Annotated in this window: 16 protein-coding genes; 13 read left to right on the forward strand and 3 right to left on the reverse strand. The window is 56.1% G+C overall.

Annotated elements, in window-relative coordinates; all coding sequences use genetic code 11:
* Positions 1-288: 288 nt before the first annotated feature.
* The 5 genes from glpE to glpD all read left to right on the forward strand — a co-directional run bounded on the left by glpE (position 289) and on the right by glpD (position 5736).
* Entirely contained in the window at positions 289-624 is a 336-nt protein-coding gene (gene glpE, locus NNL38_RS00480) for a thiosulfate sulfurtransferase GlpE (protein WP_255389094.1), read from the forward strand.
* 11 nt (positions 625-635) lie between these two features.
* Positions 636-1478 carry a rhomboid family intramembrane serine protease GlpG gene (glpG, locus tag NNL38_RS00485; protein WP_255389095.1) on the forward strand — a complete coding sequence of 281 codons (843 nt, stop codon included), beginning with the start codon at positions 636-638 and terminating at the stop codon, positions 1476-1478.
* A gap of 310 nt (positions 1479-1788) precedes the next feature.
* Complete coding sequence (gene glpT / locus NNL38_RS00490) at positions 1789-3147, forward strand: glycerol-3-phosphate transporter (protein WP_255389096.1); 1359 nt, start codon at positions 1789-1791, stop codon at positions 3145-3147.
* Between the two features lie 109 nt (positions 3148-3256).
* A complete protein-coding gene (locus NNL38_RS00495; protein WP_255389097.1) occupies positions 3257-4018 on the forward strand; it encodes a DeoR/GlpR family transcriptional regulator in 762 nt (253 codons plus the stop codon).
* Between the two features lie 200 nt (positions 4019-4218).
* Positions 4219-5736, forward strand: a complete 1518-nt coding sequence (gene glpD, locus NNL38_RS00500) for a glycerol-3-phosphate dehydrogenase (RefSeq protein WP_255389098.1) — start codon at positions 4219-4221, stop codon at positions 5734-5736.
* A 236-nt stretch (positions 5737-5972) separates the two neighbouring features.
* On the opposite strand, the gene NNL38_RS00505 is transcribed toward glpD, so the two are convergent.
* The gene (locus NNL38_RS00505; RefSeq protein WP_255389099.1) at positions 5973-6386 is read right to left on the reverse strand and encodes a flagellar basal body-associated protein FliL; all 414 of its coding nucleotides are present in this window, start codon (positions 6384-6386) and stop codon (positions 5973-5975) included.
* A 173-nt stretch (positions 6387-6559) separates the two neighbouring features.
* Between NNL38_RS00505 and NNL38_RS00510 the strand changes: the two genes are divergently transcribed.
* Positions 6560-7108 carry a chorismate--pyruvate lyase family protein gene (locus tag NNL38_RS00510; RefSeq protein ID WP_255389100.1) on the forward strand — a complete coding sequence of 183 codons (549 nt, stop codon included), beginning with the start codon at positions 6560-6562 and terminating at the stop codon, positions 7106-7108.
* Positions 7099-7959 (forward strand): 4-hydroxybenzoate octaprenyltransferase, encoded by an 861-nt coding sequence (gene ubiA / locus NNL38_RS00515; protein WP_255389101.1) that lies wholly within the window; start codon positions 7099-7101, stop codon positions 7957-7959. The genes NNL38_RS00510 and ubiA overlap by 10 nt, the downstream gene beginning before the upstream one ends.
* A 394-nt stretch (positions 7960-8353) precedes the next feature.
* Here the strand turns inward: ubiA and plsB are convergent, their stop codons facing one another.
* Positions 8354-10804, reverse strand: a complete 2451-nt coding sequence (gene plsB, locus NNL38_RS00520) for a glycerol-3-phosphate 1-O-acyltransferase PlsB (RefSeq protein WP_255389102.1) — start codon at positions 10802-10804, stop codon at positions 8354-8356.
* A 322-nt stretch (positions 10805-11126) separates the two neighbouring features.
* Here plsB and lexA point away from each other — a divergent pair, with 322 nt between their 5' ends.
* The 6 genes from lexA (at position 11127) to NNL38_RS00550 (ending at position 17306) form a co-directional block, all read left to right on the forward strand.
* Positions 11127-11747: a transcriptional repressor LexA gene (gene lexA / locus NNL38_RS00525; protein WP_255389103.1), complete on the forward strand. Its 621-nt coding sequence runs from the start codon at positions 11127-11129 to the stop codon at positions 11745-11747.
* Positions 11748-11878: 131 nt separating this feature from the next.
* Positions 11879-12676, forward strand: a complete 798-nt coding sequence (locus NNL38_RS00530) for a class I SAM-dependent methyltransferase (protein ID WP_255389104.1) — start codon at positions 11879-11881, stop codon at positions 12674-12676.
* A 282-nt stretch (positions 12677-12958) separates the two neighbouring features.
* Entirely contained in the window at positions 12959-14110 is a 1152-nt protein-coding gene (coxB, locus tag NNL38_RS00535) for a cytochrome c oxidase subunit II (protein WP_439651362.1), read from the forward strand.
* A gap of 73 nt (positions 14111-14183) precedes the next feature.
* Complete coding sequence (gene ctaD / locus NNL38_RS00540; RefSeq protein WP_255389105.1) at positions 14184-15794, forward strand: cytochrome c oxidase subunit I; 1611 nt, start codon at positions 14184-14186, stop codon at positions 15792-15794.
* A 21-nt stretch (positions 15795-15815) separates the two neighbouring features.
* Complete coding sequence (locus NNL38_RS00545; protein ID WP_439651363.1) at positions 15816-16394, forward strand: cytochrome c oxidase assembly protein; 579 nt, start codon at positions 15816-15818, stop codon at positions 16392-16394.
* Between the two features lie 9 nt (positions 16395-16403).
* A complete protein-coding gene (locus tag NNL38_RS00550) occupies positions 16404-17306 on the forward strand; it encodes a cytochrome c oxidase subunit 3 (protein WP_255389106.1) in 903 nt (300 codons plus the stop codon).
* Between the two features lie 23 nt (positions 17307-17329).
* Here NNL38_RS00550 and NNL38_RS00555 read toward each other — a convergent pair whose 3' ends face one another.
* Entirely contained in the window at positions 17330-17536 is a 207-nt protein-coding gene (locus NNL38_RS00555; protein WP_255389107.1) for a DUF2909 domain-containing protein, read from the reverse strand.
* Position 17537 lies beyond the last annotated feature (1 nt).

Here is a 17537-nt window from a genome sequence, read left to right on the forward strand (position 1 = left end):
TTTGTCCGCTCTGCCCGCTACCGTGGTGTGAGCCATCGGCAGAGCCCTTGCCCTGTCTGTAATATCGTGTATGGGTTGTAGCTGCTGAAACCCCTACATTCTGTGCGAGGTTGTGAGTAACTTTGTGGGGTACAATAGGCACCAGCGCAGATACCCCGTGATCGCTGCGGCCGGGATCCCAAAACGGAGGATCATCACAGTTTCACGGCCGGCGCGGATCCTCGGGTGGATCGGCAATCCCATAACCCCAATGCTGGCGGCGCCAGCAGCAAGTAAGTGAGGCAATCAATGGATCAGTTCGAGCATATTTCGGTAGAGCAGGCATTTGAACTGCTGCAGCAACCGGATGCCGGGGCCGTACTGGCCGATATCCGGGATCCGCAGTCGTTTGGCCTGTCACATCCGCAGGCGGCGTTTCACCTGACCAACGACACTATGGTGACGTTTATGGAGCAGGTGGATTTCGAGCAGCCGGTGATCGTGATGTGTTATCACGGGATCAGCAGCCAGGGCGCGGCCCAGTATTTGATCAACCAGGGCTATGAGACGGTTTACAGCCTGGATGGCGGGTTTGAAGCCTGGCGCCGGCAGGCGTATCCTTGTCACCAGCAGGTATCATCCTAACGGAGACGCAGATGCATCGGTTAGCCGGATTGAACAACCCTCGCCTGGCCCAGGCATTCATCGATTATATGGCATCACGGGGGATCCCCCTGAGCCTGGCCCCGGAGCCGGAAGGGCGGTTTGCAATCTGGCTCGAAGACAGCCAGTACCTGGTGGAAGCTGAAGCGGAGCTTAACCTGTTTCTGGCCAACCCCAACGACAGCAAGTATCAGGCCGCCTCGTGGGCGCTGGCTGAGTCCCGCACGGCTAAATTCACTTATCACAGCCCGGATCTGCTGACCCTGATCCGTGCCCGTGCCGGGCCGCTGACCCTGGCAGTGATGGTTGCTGCGATGGTGATTTACGGCTTGTGGCTGTTCGGGTTCGAGCAGCCGCTGTTTCGCTGGCTGCATTTTCCGCTGATGCAGGGAGATGAGTGGCAGCTGTGGCGCTTCTTCTCCCATGCCCTGATCCATTTCTCGACCCTGCATCTCCTGTTCAATTGCCTGTGGTGGTGGTTGCTGGGCGGCCAGCTTGAGCGTCACAGCGGCAGTACTAAACTGTTGCAGGTATTTCTGATCTCGGCCCTGATTTCCGGTTTTGCCCAGTTCTGGTTTCATGGGTCGGGGTTCGGTGGTCTGTCCGGTGTGGTTTACGCGCTGCTGGGGTATCTGTGGTGGATGGGATGGCTGGTGCCCGAGCGTGGCCTGGCGATCCCCAAACCTTACGTGGTGTTTATGCTGGCGTGGCTGGTGATTGGTTTTGCCCAGCCGATGGGGATGTCGATCGCCAACCAGGCGCACCTGTTCGGACTCATCAGCGGCTGCGTTATCGCCCTGGTCGACGGTAAGCTGCGTCGTCCGGCCCGGAGTTAGGGGGCGCTCACCCCGCGTTTCTGTTTGCTGGGCTGGCCCGGTCGCGCCGTCGCCCGGGCACGTCCCTTCAGTTCATGTTTACGGAACCTGTTGATCCACATGGCTACCTCTGATATTTCACAAAAAAGATAGAGTCATCGCTCTATTTGTGAAAAATTAACCTTCGTTTTTGATTCCTTTCACATTTATTTATCTTCTTTCGAGCAATAATTTGCACATTGTGAGCATTATTGAGTATTTTCGCTCATCAATTTTTTGCGCTTTCGCAAACCATCGCTAACAAAACGACAACTTTTAAAGGAACATTTTCATGTTTGGCATTTTTAAACCCGCCATGCATACGGATCGGCTATCGGACAGTCAGATCGATCCGGTGTATAAGCGCCTGCGCTGGCAACTCTTTTTCGGGATTTTCTTTGGTTACGCCGGCTATTATCTGGTCCGGAAGAACTTCAGTCTGGCGATGCCGCACCTGATTGAGGAGTACGGCTACAGCCGCGGCGATCTGGGGGTGGCCCTGGCGGCGGTATCTATCGCTTACGGTCTGTCGAAGTTCCTGATGGGGAGCGTCTCGGATCGCTCGAACCCGAGGTATTTCCTCACTGCCGGCCTGACGATGTCGGCATTGGTCATGTTGTGCTTTGGCTTTATGCCCTGGGCAACCGGCAGTATTGCGGCCATGTTCATCCTGTTGTTCCTCAACGGCTGGTTCCAGGGCATGGGCTGGCCGGCTTGTGGCCGGACCATGGTGCACTGGTGGTCGCGCAAAGAGCGGGGTGAGATTGTCTCTATCTGGAACGTGGCCCACAACGTGGGTGGCGGTCTGATCGGTCCGATGTTCCTGCTGGGTCTGTGGGCGTTCAATGACGACTGGCGCGCAGCCTTCTATGTTCCGGCGTTTTTCGCGCTGCTGGTGGCGGCATTCACCCTGCTGGTGATGCGTGATACCCCGCAGTCATGCGGCCTGCCGTCGATTGAAGAGCACAACAAAGATTACCCGGACAGCTATGACGAATCTCACGAGCAGGAGATGACAGCCAAGGAAATCTTCTTCAAGTATGTCTTCAACAACAAGCTGCTGTGGTTCATCGCCATTGCCAACGCCTTCGTTTACCTGATCCGCTACGGGGTATTGGACTGGGCACCGGTTTACCTGAGCGAAGTCAAGCACTTCACTGTCGACAAGTCTTCCTGGGCATACTTCCTGTACGAGTGGGCCGGGATCCCGGGCACCCTGCTGTGTGGCTGGATGTCGGATAAGTTCTTCAAGGGCCGTCGTGCGCCGGCGGGTATCCTGTTTATGGCGCTGGTGACGATTGCGGTGCTGGTATACTGGTTCAACCCGGCCGGTAACCCGATGGTTGATATGATGGCACTGGTGGCGATCGGCTTCCTGATTTATGGCCCGGTGATGTTGATCGGTCTGTATGCGCTGGAGCTGGCACCGAAGAAAGCAGCGGGTACCGCTGCCGGTCTGACCGGCCTGTTCGGCTACCTGGGCGGCGCAGTTGCAGCGAACGCGATTCTGGGTTACACCGTGGACCACTTTGGCTGGGATGGTGGCTTTATGGTCCTGACGGCTGCATGTGGTCTGTCCATCTTCTTCCTGACCCTGGCGCTGATCGGTGAGAGCAAGCTCCATAAGGAAGCGGTTCAGGCGCAGGCGTAACAAAATGCGTGATTGAGATCGCCGTCATTGGCATCTTGGCAACGCACTAGGTAAGATGACAAGGCTTCGCATTGGCGAAGCCTTGTTGCAATTAGGAGCCGCGTGAGCAGTGAAGCAAAGCAAACGTCATCAGGAAATCATCGATCTCGTTAAAAACCAGGGATACGTCAGCACTGACGATCTGGTGGAGCGTTTTAGCGTGAGTCCGCAAACCATCCGTCGTGACCTCAATGAGCTGGCGGCGGACAACAAAATCCGCCGGCATCATGGTGGAGCCACGATTCCGTCCAGCTCGGTCAATACCTCGTACAGCACCCGCAAGGTGATGCAACTGGCGGAGAAAGATCGGATTGCCCAGGCGATGGTTCAGCATATCCCGGACGGGGCCACCCTGTTTATTGATATTGGGACGACCCCTGAGGCTGTGGCGCGTGCACTGCTTAACCACCATGATCTGCGGATTGTCACCAACAACCTCAATGTCGCCAGTATTTTGACTGGCAAGGATGACTTCCGGGTGATCCTGGCGGGCGGGGAAGTACGCAACCGCGACGGCGGGATTGTCGGCGAAGCGACCCTGGACTTTATCTCCCAGTTCCGGCTTGATTTCGGCATTATGGGGATCAGCGGGATTGACCTTGATGGCTCGCTGCTGGATTTTGATTACCATGAAGTCCGGGTGAAGCAGGCGATTATTGAGAACAGCCGCTGTGTGATGCTGGGGGTCGATCATACCAAGTTCGGTCGCAATGCGATGGTCAATCTGGGTGATATCAGTCAGATCGATATGCTGTTCACTGATCAGCGTCCGCCCGAAGCGCTCGACAAGTGCTTGGTTGAACACGAGATCCACCTCGAAATTATTAACTGAACCATCTTCGACCCCCAATTGAATCTTGCGGGCTGCCCATCAAGGCAGCCCGTTTTTTTTCTGTTCTTGTTATCTGTCTCATACTTATGTAACAAACCGAAAATATAAATGATGATCTTCGTCAACACATGATCTATTATGTTCGTTATCGAGCATTTTTGAGCGTTTTTGAAATTTCTATTTTCGATTGAGGTGGGGATATGAGGGTAGCAACATCTGAAGTTCTGGATTTGATCGTCGTCGGCGGCGGGATTAACGGCGCAGGAATTGCCGCAGATGCAGCGGGCCGCGGCTTGAATGTCGGGCTGTATGAAGCCAATGACTTTGCTTCAGCCACGTCATCGGCCAGCTCCAAGTTGATTCACGGTGGCCTGCGTTACCTGGAGCATTATGAGTTCCGCCTGGTCGGGGAAGCCCTGGCTGAGCGGGAAGTGCTGCTGCGCAAGATCCCTCATATCGCCCGCCCGATGCGATTTCGTCTGCCGCATCGGCCGCACCTGCGCCCGGCCTGGATGATCCGTGCCGGCTTGTTCCTGTACGATCACCTGGGTAAGCGGACGACGCTGCCGGCGAGCCAGGGCCTGAAGTTCGGTGCCGACTCGGTGCTGGTACCTGAAATCACGAAAGGTTTCGAATACTCAGACTGCTGGGTCGATGATGCGCGTTTGGTGATCCTGAACGCTATGGAAGTCGCAGCCCGTGGCGGCGAAGTCCGCAACCGCTGCAAAGTGGAAAAGGCTGAACAGGACGGCGAGCTGTGGAAAGTCGTCGTGCGCGATATGATCACCGGTGAGACCTTCGAGCGCCGTGCCCATGCCCTGGTGAATGCGGCTGGCCCTTGGGTGAAAGCATTCTACGATCAAAGCCTGGATACCCCGTCGCCAAGAAATATCCGCCTGATTAAAGGCTCACACATTGTGGTGCCACGGGTCCATGATGAGCCGCAGGCCTATATTCTGCAAAATGAAGATAGCCGGATTGTGTTTGTGATCCCGTACCTGGACCGTTTCTCGATAATCGGGACCACGGATGTCGAGTACAAGGGCGACCCGCGCGAAGTGGCGATCGACGATAATGAAATTGATTACCTGCTGAAGGTGTACAACCACCACTTTACCCGCAAGATGGCGCGGGAGGATGTGGTCTGGACCTACAGTGGTGTTCGCCCGCTGTGCGATGATGAATCGGATTCGCCGCAGGCCATCACCCGCGACTATACGCTGGAGCTGGAGCAGGCCGGCAATCAGCCACCGCTGTTGTCGATTTTCGGCGGCAAGCTGACCACCTACCGCAAGCTGGCAGAAGCGGCGATGACCAAGCTGTCGCCGTTCTTCCCGCAAATGGGGGCTGCCTGGACGGCGGATGCGTTCCTGCCGGGCGGTGAAGCAAACTTTGACGGCCAGCAACTGGCGACGCAGCTGCAGCAACAGTGTCCGTGGCTATCTCGTTTTACCGCTGAGCGGATGGCGACCAACTACGGTACCCGCGCCCTGACGCTGCTGGAAGGGGTCAGTGAAGAAGCTGAGATGGGTCAGCACTTCGGGGAAGGCTTCTATGCCCTCGAACTGGACTACCTGATGAAGCATGAGTTTGTGCAGGAAGCTGAGGATGCCTTATGGCGCCGCAGCAAGCTGGGGCTTTACCTCAGTGCCGAGCAACAGCAGGCAGTGGCGGACTATATTGCGGTAAAGTACCCGGGACACTCGGCCGCGGCCTGAGTTGACGTAGCAAGATAAAGAAAAAGGCGCTCATCATGAGCGCCTTTTTCTTTTTATTACAATGGCTTAGTTGAGACATCCGCAGTGAGTCACTGGCCAGACAGGCTTGTTCAAATGCTCGATAACTGCGTGAGAACTTTTGGTTGTCGAATAACGTCTTATCTAAAAATTCTGCCTTGTTCTCAAACACTTTTCCTGCGCTATTTCTGATCACTGATTTACTTTGATTGGTATTATTATTGATACAGGTACTTGGTAAACAGCAATTCGGTCAGGATGCGCTGGCGGGTTTCCATGATCAGCAGCTCGTTGACCTTGTTGAAGCAAGCCTGGCGGATCTCTTCGCGTCCGGCGAGTGATTTTATTCGTGCTTCCGGCTGCTCGCCGATGATGTTAATAATGGCATCACGGATCAGCGGTGCGTGGTGCTCAATCTCTTTGATCAGCGATGGGTCGGCGACCATTAAGTCGACCTGAAGGCGTAAGTAGCCTAATTTTTTTCCCTGGGTGACGTAGTTGGTGGTGATGTCTGGTTCCAGGGTGTAATAGGTGTACAGTGGCGCAGCCGGGCCTTCATCATCAGCTGCCGCCTGAAATGGTGCCGTCAGGGCAGCCATACCCAGGGCAAGCGCAAAAAATAGTGGTTTCATTATGACACTCATCATGAATTTACCGCTTTCGGGCGGCGGTGAATGGTGTTCTTTCGATCGTAACGATATTCGTACCCGTTACGGCTTGCTACAATAGTGTTTCCTTATGGTAATCAATTAACACTGCGCGACCAAGCCTTTCCCAGTGCAGAGGTAGCGTTTTTATTAGAAAAATGTCGAAATTCAAGCAGTTGTACAAACCTTTATTGGATGATGCCCGCTGGCAGAGCCCGCAGGAGATCGCCATTGAAGGGACAGCGTTCGGGCCCTGGTTGCTTGAACCCGATTCGCTGTCGCGACGTTTTCAGCGATATTGCGAGCATTTTACCGTGACGCTGCTCGAGCAGCGCGTGATCGAGAATCAACAGTTGCAGCCCGATGAGCGGGCATTGCTCGGCGAGGCCGACTGCCTGCTGCGCAAAGTGGTGCTCAAAGGCGACGGGGTGCCCTGGGTCTTTGCCCGGACGCTAATCCCGCAGTCGACCCTGACCGGCCAGGAGCAGGATCTGGAGCAACTGGGTGAGATGCCGCTGGGGTTCCGGGTCTTTACCGACCGTAGCGCGCGTCGCGATGCGCTGGTGGTGGCCAACCTCCGGGATGACAAACATCCGCTGTGGGCCCGCCGTTCGCGGCTATGGGTCAATGACAAACCCATGTTGGTCGCTGAATTGTTTCTTGAACAAGCCCCGATTTATGCAAAGGAGACGCTCCGTTGGAATTAAGCAAAGCAAAAGCTTTCTGGCAACTTGCGCGATTGGATCGCCCGATTGGGAGTTTGTTGCTGTTATGGCCGACCTTGTGGGCGCTGTTTTTGGCCGCGGACGGCTGGCCGGACCCCCAGGTGCTGGTGGTGTTTGTGCTGGGCGTGATTTTCATGCGGGCGGCGGGGTGTGTCATCAATGATTATGCCGATCGTAACTTTGACGGCCATGTGAAGCGCACGGCGCAGCGGCCGATGCCGTCGGGAAAAATCTCTGAGCGCGAAGCCCTGGGGTTGTTCGGGTTTCTGATCTTAGCGTCCTTCTTGTTGGTGTTGACCATGAACGCCCTGACGATCCAGCTGTCGGTCATTGGATTGCTGCTTGCGGCGGCTTATCCGTTTATGAAGCGCTATACCCACTTGCCACAGCTGGTGCTGGGCATGGCATTTGGATGGTCAATCCCAATGGCCTATGCAGCCCAGGCCGGTGAATTGCCAGCGACAGCCTGGTTGCTGTTCGTCGCCAATATTCTCTGGACGGTGGCTTACGATACCCAGTATGCGATGGTCGATCGGGATGACGATTTGAAAATCGGCATCAAATCGACGGCGATCCTGTTTGGCCGCTTCGACAAGCTGATCATCGGTTTGCTGCAATTGGGCACGGTGTTGCTGCTGATTGTGGTCGGTGCATTACAGGGACTGCATCCGTTGTACTTCTGGGGTTTGTTGCTGGCATCTGCGCTGCTGGTTTACCAGCAAATGCTGATCCGTGGTCGTGAGCGAGAGCCCTGCTTTAAGGCCTTTCTCAACAATAACTACTTCGGTATGTTGGTGTGGCTGGGGATGGCGGTGAGTGTGGCGCTGGGATAAGCCAGTGACGCGATGGTAAGGATTGATAAAAAGCGCCGTCCGGCGCTTTTTTGATGGCTGCTGTTTTCCCGCAAAACTGCTTGCAAGCTGGCAACATTCGACGAAGGACCGGGTTTTGTGGTTGTCGTGATCCCCAAGCCGAATCACCTGGACATTCTGTGGTTTGCGACACCTGGGTTCTGGGTAGATTATAGTTTAAACTCAATAAAATCAGCTTGTTACAGGTTTTTTCGGTGTGGCTGAGCTGCCTGGTGGTGGGGGAGAGGTTGCCATGATCCACATGCTCTCAGAGCTGATCAACAGGTCTGTGGCAGGTATCGCTCGACAGTGCCGTGCCATAAAAGAGCCGGCCCGAAGGCCGGCGCTGTTTTTCAGGGGGAAGAGTGAGCGCGCCTTAGATTTCGGGCGTCATTTCTTCTCCTTTGTCTTCCCGGCTCATCACTGCCTGAATGGTCAGTTTCACTTCCGGCGATACCAGTGCGGCCAGCAGATCGGCCAGGGTTTCGACCGGGCGGGAAACGGCATGGCAATCCTCATTCAGGTAGCCTTCGTTGCGCAGGGTTTTGACCAGGGTGGCAAAGACGCCCTTATCAAAGAACTCCGGCGCATTGATGCCGTGCAGTCGGCTTAACCGCTGGGCCATCATCTGGCTCTGTTGCTCCAGATCACTCTTCATCAGCTGCGGCTCGGAGCGCAGCAGGGTCAGGGCAATGGCATAACGCTGCAGCGTTTCGGTGATCGTCCGGGCCAGTAATTGCAGCGGACCGATGCGGGCGCTGTTGAGAGCCACTGTGTCCCCGTCGCGTAGGATCAGTCGCTGTCGCACCAGTTCATCAACCTGGGCATCAATCACCTCATTCAGCTCGGCTTTGCTGTAGCGCAAGAACAGCTCTGCTTTGAGGAACGGGTAGAGCCGCTCGACCTGCTCATGAATCGCACCGACGGACAAGTGCTGGTGCTGCACTACGATATGGGCGATCAGCGATGGCAACGCAAACAGGTGGATGATGTTGTTGCGGTAATAGGTCATCAGGATCGATTGCTGGCGATCCAGCGACACGATATCGCCCAGGCTGTCGCGCTCGACAATAAACTTGTCCATGCTCAGGGCATGTTCGACCAGGACTGAGGTCTCATCAGTCGGAATGGTGCACTGCGATGAGTACGGCACATTACGCAGCAACTGCAGGTAACAGTCGATTTGCTGCTCCAGCTCTTCCCGGCTTAGGGCGCGCTGACGCGAGGCCAGCAGAGCCAGGGCACACAGGGTCAGGGCATTGGTCGCTGCGGCGTCATTGATGTGGGTCATCATTTTGTTGGCCAGATCATTGACCACCGGGTTGAGCCATTGCGGACGCTGCGGCTCGATCGGGTCGATATCCTGATGCCAGGTCGGGACTTGCTCGTTGAGGTAGCTGTTGAGCGGAATCGGCTCACCGAAGTTGACGTAGCCCTGGCCCAGGTTGCGCAGTTTGCGCAGGGTCCGCAGTACCTGACCAACGTTTTCCTTCTCTTTCCTTTTGCCGCGCAGCTCTTTGGCATAGGTGCCCACTTCCATCACGTGCTCATACCCGATATAGACCGGTACCAGGGTGACCGGCCGGTTCAACCCGCGCAGCATCGCCTGGATGGTCATCGACAGCATCCCGGTCTTTGCCGGTAACAGACGTCCGGTACGGGAGCGTCCGCCTTCGCTGAAGTACTCAACTGAATAGCCTTTGGCAAACAGCTCGGCCAGGTATTCGCGAAATACGGTTGAGTACAGGCGGTTGCCTTTGAAGCTGCGACGGATGAAAAACGCGCCGCCGCGGCGGAAAATCGGCCCGGCAGGGAAGAAGTTGAGGTTGATCCCGGCGGCAATGTGTGGTGGCACCATGCCTTCGCGATACAGTACGTAAGAGAGCAGCAGATAATCCATGTGGCTGCGGTGGCAGGGAACATAGACAATTTCATGGCCGTCCTGGGCCAGCTGGCGGACGCGTTGGGCATTGTGGACATTCAGGCCCTGGTAGAGCTTGTTCCACAGCCAGCCGAGGAAGCGATCACCACGCTTGATCAGCGAGTAGGAGAAATTGGCGGCAATCTCTTCCATCATGTCGATGGCTTCTTTGCGCACTTTTTCGATCGGTACATCGCGGCTCTGGGCCTCTTCGGTGACGACTTTTTCAATCGCTTTGGAAGCCAGCAGGCGCTTGAACAGCATATGGCGATCCGGCAGTTTAGGGCCGGAAGCTGCCAGTTGCTGACGGGAGAAGTGGATCCGGGCGACCCGGGCCAGCTTGTGGGCAATGGAGTCATCGGTGCCATGGCGATCGGCCATGTAGCGCAGTGATACCGGGGTGCTCAGGCGTACCATGCTGTCCCGGCCGCTGCCGAGCACGGCAACAAACTTTTCCGGCCCGTTGAGCGGGCGCAACGACGGCTTCTGGTTCTCTTCCCGGCCCGGCTTACGGCCCCAGAGAATGGCGGCCGGTACCACCTGAACATCCAGTTCGGGATCTTGTTTATGTTGCTCAAGTAATGCGGTAAACAGGGCCAGCGATGCTTTGGGCAGTTCGCCGTCCGAGCCGAACACGCTCGGGCCGTCAGCGACATAGACGAAGCGATCAAACAACTGGCCACCCAGCGCCAGCGGGGCCAGGGGGTCGGGCAAACCCAGCGTCAGGGCACTGCTGCGCAGGGTCATTAAATCCGTATTCGAGCGGAATGGCAGGATATAAATAATAGGACGGGATAAGTCCAGTGCCAGATCCGCGACCGGGTCTGAAGGTATAGAATGAGTTTTGACCAACAGAGAAAGCGGCAAATTCAATACTTTTCGATAAACTTTCTGCCAATTTGACATATATTTACTAGCCTCGAAATCCTAATGCGTGGCAAGGATAGCAGAAAATGCCACGTATGATGCGCTGAAATACCACATCCTGATGGTGAAAGATCAGATTTCAGCAGATTTTGTGCTAACCCATTGTTTCTTTGTTGTAGAGATCAAGAGAGCCGGTGATTTCGGGGTAGAAGGCAGCGCGTTCGGAACACAGAGCCGACAGGCTGGACCAGCTGAGTAGCTATGGCCGGGAAAATTGCTCTTTTCGTAAACAATTGTCTTTTCAACTTTGTTAACACTGGATATACTCACAGTGAACTGTATAAAAAGACAGGATAGAGCCATGAAGCCGTTAACGCCGCGCCAACAAGAAGTCTTTGACTTGATCAAAGCCAGGATTGAAGAGTCCGGAATGCCGCCAACACGCGCTGAGATTGCCCGTGAGTTGGGTTTCCGCTCGGCCAACGCTGCCGAAGAGCATCTCAAGGCGCTGGCCCGTAAAGAAGTGATCGAAATTATTCCCGGTGCATCCCGTGGGATCCGCGTGCTGGGCATGCACGGTGAGGATGCAGACCAGGGGCTTCCCCTGATTGGCCAGGTCGCGGCGGGTGAGCCTATCCTGGCTCAGGAGCACGTGGAAACCCATTATGAGGTTGACCCGGCCCTGTTTAAACCGCGTGCCGATTTCCTGCTGCGGGTGAACGGGATGAGTATGAAAGATATCGGGATTATGGATGGTGATTTGCTGGCCGTGCATAAAACCCAGGATGTCCGCAACGGCCAGGTCGTGGTGGCCCGGGTTGAAGATGATGTGACCGTGAAGCGCCTGGAGCGTCAAGGGGCTCAGGTATTGTTGCATGCCGAGAATGAAGCCTTTGCACCGATTGTGGTCGATCTCAACCAGCAACAGCTGACGATTGAGGGCATCGCGGTCGGGGTGATCCGCAATACCGACTGGATGTAAACGCTCCGGCGTCCGCCCAGGAGACTCACTTGGAAATCGTCAGGCAAAAACCTGGCGATTTTTTGTCTCCGGGTCTTTACAAAGCTTAATGATAGTCATTATCATCCACTCATGATCAGATGGAGATGATAATGACCAAAACTTCCCGTTACCACATCCCGACAGCGCTGCTGCAACCTTTATGGCTCCGGAGTCGCGAAAGCCTCGAGGATGATGGTCTGATCTATGATCCGGTTGCCGCCGCAGCGTGTAACCAGTGCCATTTAAAGCCGGACTGTCTCAGTGGCAACGTCAATGCCCGCCAGCTGCTGCACGCTACACTGACGTTGCAATGTGATCGTCTGGTTCAGCAATTTTTGCGTCGTCATCCCAATGGCTGGATCATCAATGTTGGTGCGGGTCTTGATACCCGGTTTTACCGGCTGGATAACGGCCGTTGCCGCTGGTTTGAGCTCGATACTGATGAGAACCTGTTGTGGCGTGAGCGCCTGTTCCACCGCAGCGAGCGTTACACCATGCGGCCGGGATCGGTCACCGAGCTGTCTTGGCTGAAATCGCTGCCGGTGATGGGCAATGCACCGGTCCTGCTGCTGTGCGATCAGGCACTGCTGCAGTGCACGGAGACCGAGCTGGCGCATTTCGTTCAGCAAATTGGCTGCCACTTCAGCCAGATTGAAGTGTGCCTGGTGATTGCCGGGGATCGCTGTGGCTCAGCGCTGGCCGGTCGAATGGGGTCCGGACAGTACCAGCACGGCTACAAAGATCCGGTGCGCCAAATTCTGAGCTGGCTGCCGTGGAGCGAGGTGATCAGCAGTCACAGCCCGCTGGAACAAGCTTGTCCACGTTGGCGGCCCTGGCAGCGGTGGCTGGCAAAAGTGCCCAGCCTGAAATATCGCCTGACGCCGGTATTGGTTCATTTTCGGCTGTAATGACCGGACACGCATTGTTCCCCTTCCATATCTTGCCTTGAAACGACTCATTTCCTGCTTTTTACCGGTTCAGCAACAGGCATCCCGTCATCGGCGTCTGCGAACGCAGGCGGTTGATTTTTTTTAGCCATTTTTTTGCTGATCTTTTCCTTTTTGTCCTAAGTTGAATGTAAACAAAGTGTTAATCATGTTGGTGTGATTTTGCCTGCTGGACGGGCTGGCAAACCACACATTTTGCGCTGCGCTGGAATGGGTTGAGGCGCTGGAAAAGGAGGGATTGCGGTGAAAATTCGCAAATGGCTCTGCGGGTTACCGGCTGCCGGACTGGCATGGTCGGTGGCTGCCGAAACGGATTCGATGCGCTTGAACATGACGGCCGGGGTCACCGATGTCAGTCAGCGAGTCTACGATCTTCACATGACCATTCTCTACATCTGCGTGGCTATCGGCATTGTCGTTTTCGGGGTGATGTTCTGGGCGATCCTTCATCACCGCAAATCAAAAGGGGCCGTTGCTGCCTCATTCCACGAAAGTACCAAGGTAGAAATCCTCTGGACCCTGATTCCGTTTGTGATCCTGATCCTGATGGCCATTCCGGCCACTCAAACCCTGCTGGCGATGGAAGACACCACTGAGTCGGACATCACAGTGCAGATCACCGGTTCGCAATGGAAATGGCATTATCGCTATTTTGATGAAGATGTTGAATTTTACTCGCTGTTAGCAACCACCAGGGCGCAGATCGCCAATGAGCGGGATAAGCGTGACAATTATTTGCTGGAAGTCAACCGGCCGCTAGTGCTTCCGATTGGCAAAAAAGTGCGCTTTCTAATTACCTCACAGGATGTGATCCACTCCTGGTGGGTGCCGGATTTTGCGGTTAAGAAAGACGCCAACCCGGGTTTTATCAATGAAGCCTGGACCCGGATCGACAAGCCGGGGGTCTACCGCGGCCAGTGTGCTGAGCTGTGTGGCAAGGACCACGGCTTTATGCCGATTGTGGTGATAGCCAAGTCGCAGGATGAATACCAGCAGTGGCTGCAGGCCACCAAAACTGCCCAGCGGGCTGCGTATGAGGAAGAGCAGCGCCTGCTGGCGATGGAAATGAGCATGGATGAGCTGATGAGCCTGGGTGAGCAGGTTTACGGCACCCGTTGCGCGATGTGCCACCAGATCAATGGCGAGGGGATCCCGGGTGCCTTCCCGGCGCTTGCCGGTCAGGGGGTCTCGATTGATCCGGCGCGTAAGCTCGAGCATATCAGCCTGGTCGTCCATGGCCGCAGCGGAACGGCGATGCAGGCGTTTGGCCCGCAATTGAGCCTGAAAGAGCTGGCGGCGGTGATCACCTATGAACGGAATGCCTGGGGCAATAACACCGGCGAGTCCGTACAGGCGGCGGAAGTGCAGGCTGTGATGGATGGCAAAGCGCTTTAATGGCATGTGGCTTCGGGCCAATGTTTTCAGGACACAGGTTTTTCATTCAGGGCAAGAGTTGAGGAGAACAGCGATGACGGACATGTTGCGTGAGCAGGCCGGGGTGGCGGATGAACGGACAACCGAGCATGAACATCATGACCATCCTCAATCCGGGTTCAAGCGCTGGCTGCTGACGACCAACCATAAGGATATCGGCTCGCTGTACCTGATGTTTAGTTTTGCCATGTTCCTGATCGGCGGGGCAATGGCGATGGTGATCCGCGCTGAGCTGTTTCAGCCGGGGTTGCAGCTGGTGGAGCCGAACTTCTTTAACCAGATGACCACGGTGCATGGTCTGATCATGGTGTTCGGCGCGGTCATGCCGGCGTTTACCGGGCTCGCCAACTGGATGATCCCGATGATGATTGGCGCGCCGGATATGGCGTTGCCGCGGATGAACAACTGGAGCTTCTGGATCCTGCCGTTTGCCTTCACCCTGCTGCTGGCATCACTGTTTATGGAAGGGGGCGGGCCGAACTTTGGTTGGACCTTCTATGCCCCGCTCTCGACCACTTATAGCCCCGCCAGTACCGGGCTGTTCGTGTTTGCCATCCATATCATGGGGATCAGCTCCATCATGGGGGCGATCAATGTGATTGTCACCATCGTCAACCTGCGGGCGCCGGGGATGACTTATATGAAAATGCCGCTGTTTGTCTGGACCTGGCTGATCACTGCCTTTTTGCTGATCGCGGTGATGCCGGTGCTGGCCGGGGCTGTCACTATGGTGCTGACGGACAAATACTTCGGCACCAGCTTCTTTGATGCCGCCGGCGGTGGTGATCCGGTGATGTTCCAGCACATCTTCTGGTTCTTTGGCCACCCGGAAGTTTATATTATGATTTTGCCGAGTTTTGGTATTGTTTCGGCGATTATCCCTGCCTTTTCTCGTAAGAAGCTCTTTGGCTATAGTTCAATGGTCTATGCGACGGCGTCGATTGCCGGGTTGAGCTTCCTGGTCTGGGCCCACCATATGTTTACCACCGGGATGCCGGTCGCCGCCGAGTTGTTCTTTATGTACTGCACCATGCTGATCTCGGTGCCGACCGGGGTCAAGGTCTTCAACTGGGTGGCGACCATGTGGCGTGGTTCGCTGACGTTCGAAGTGCCGATGCTGTTTGCGATCGCCTTTATCATTTTGTTTACCATCGGTGGCTTTTCCGGCTTGATGCTGGCGATCACCCCGGCGGATTTCCAGTATCACGATACCTACTTTGTGGTGGCTCACTTCCACTATGTCCTGGTCTCCGGGGCGATTTTCTCGATTATGGCTGCGGCCTATTACTGGCTACCGAAATGGACCGGGTACATGTTCGACGAGAAGCTGGCCAAGTGGCATTTCTGGTGTTCGGTGGTGTCGGTCAACATTCTGTTTTTCCCGATGCATTTCCTGGGGTTGGCCGGGATGCCACGGCGGATCCCCGATTACGCGCTGCAATTTGCGGATATCAATGCGGTGGTCAGTATCGGCGGCTTCCTGTTCGGCCTGTCGCAGCTGATCTTCCTGGCGGTGGTGGTGAAGTGCGTGCGTGGCGGACAGCAGGCGGCGGCCAAGCCCTGGGACGGGGCCGAAGGCCTGGAGTGGACGGTTGCATCGCCGGCGCCGCACCACACCTTTACCACTCCGCCCAAGATTGATTGAACGCGGATATCGGAGGCACCCATGCGCAGGAAAGCAGATCCAAAGGACATGAAACCGGCATCCGCCGAGCAGCGCAAGCGTCGCTCGATCTGGTCGTTGGTCGGCCTAGCACTGGGGATGTTCGGCTTCGCGTTCGCGCTGGTGCCGCTCTACGACGTGTTTTGTGATATCACCGGGATCAACGGCAAAACCGCCTCAACCCCGACCGCAGCCAGTGAGCGGATCGATACCTCGCGGCAGGTCACGGTAGAGTTTGTCTCGTATATCAACCCTGGCGTGCAGTGGACGTTTGAGCCGGAGGTACGGCGGATGATCGTGCACCCCGGACAGACGCAAACGGTGAATTATGCCGCGCGAAACCTGGCGCAGGAGGCGAGTATCGGCCAGGCAGTACCGTCGGTCTCACCGGGTCAGGGGGCCCAGTATCTCAATAAAATCGAATGCTTTTGTTTTAACCGTCAGCCGCTGGCGGCCGGGGAGTCAGCCCGGCTGCCGTTGGTGTTCTATGTCGACCCGGCGTTGCCGGCCGACATTCACACCCTGACGCTGGCGTATACCTTGTTTCAAGCCCCGTCGAGTGAGACGGCTCAAACCCAATGAGGTGGCACGATGGCAAATCCCTACAGCGAACATGATCAGGCAATCCAGCCTCCCCATGAACCTTATTACGTGCCGGCGACCAGTATCTGGCCGATTGTCGGGGCGGTGGCGCTGTTCCTGATTGCCCTGGGTGCCGGGGCCACGGTCGGTGGCTTGTTTGGTGGCCAGGGGCCGTGGATCCTGCTGGTCGGGGTCGGGATTTTGCTGCTGATGGTGGTGGGCTGGTTCCGGGATGTGATCCGTGAATCTATGGGCGGGCTGTACAGTCACCAGATGGATCGCTCGTTCCGTCAGGGCATGAGCTGGTTTATTTTCTCGGAAGTGATGTTTTTTGCCGCCTTCTTCGGTGCGCTGTTCTACGCCCGGATGATTGCCGTGCCCTGGCTCGGCGGGGCCGGCAATAACGCCATGACCCACGCGGTCCTATGGCCGGATTTTGTTGCTCAGTGGCCCTTGGTGGTAACGCCGGGCGGTACCACGACCGAGGCGATGGGGGCGCTCGGGCTGCCACTATATAACACGCTGATCCTGCTGACATCCTCGGTCACGGTGCATATTGCTCATACCGCGCTGGAGGAGGATAACCGGCCGCGCCTGACCTTGTTCCTGTTGCTGACTGTCTTGCTCGGCAGCCTGTTTGTCTACCTGCAGGGGGTGGAATATGTCCATGCCTATCATGAGTTGGGATTGACCCTGGATGCCGGGGTGTATGGCAATACTTTCTTTCTGTTGACCGGATTTCATGGCATGCACGTGACCCTGGGGACGGTGATCCTGTTTGTGGTCTGGTTGCGGGTGCTGCGTGGCCACTTCTCGTCTGAGAAGCATTTTGCCTTCCAGGCCGGGGCCTGGTACTGGCACTTTGTCGACGTGGTTTGGCTCGGGCTGTTTGTGTTCGTGTATATCCTCTGATGGTCGGTGGTTTATCTCGCCGGTCAGTAGGGACGGGGGTTGGGCGTGATATAGCCGGTGGCCAGCGCAATGAGCAGCAGGGCGAACAGCAATACTGAGATCAGCAGCCGCCGACCGAGGTGGCGGCTCATCGGTTGGCCCTCCCGGCCCTTGAGCATCACCGGCAACGCCCGGAACAGGTTGAGGATGATGAAAATCAGCAGACAGACAGCAAGGGCTTTTAGCAACATT

The organism is Photobacterium atrarenae (assembly GCF_024380015.1).
In the GTDB taxonomy this organism is placed as follows: Bacteria; Pseudomonadota; Gammaproteobacteria; order Enterobacterales; family Vibrionaceae; genus Photobacterium; species Photobacterium atrarenae.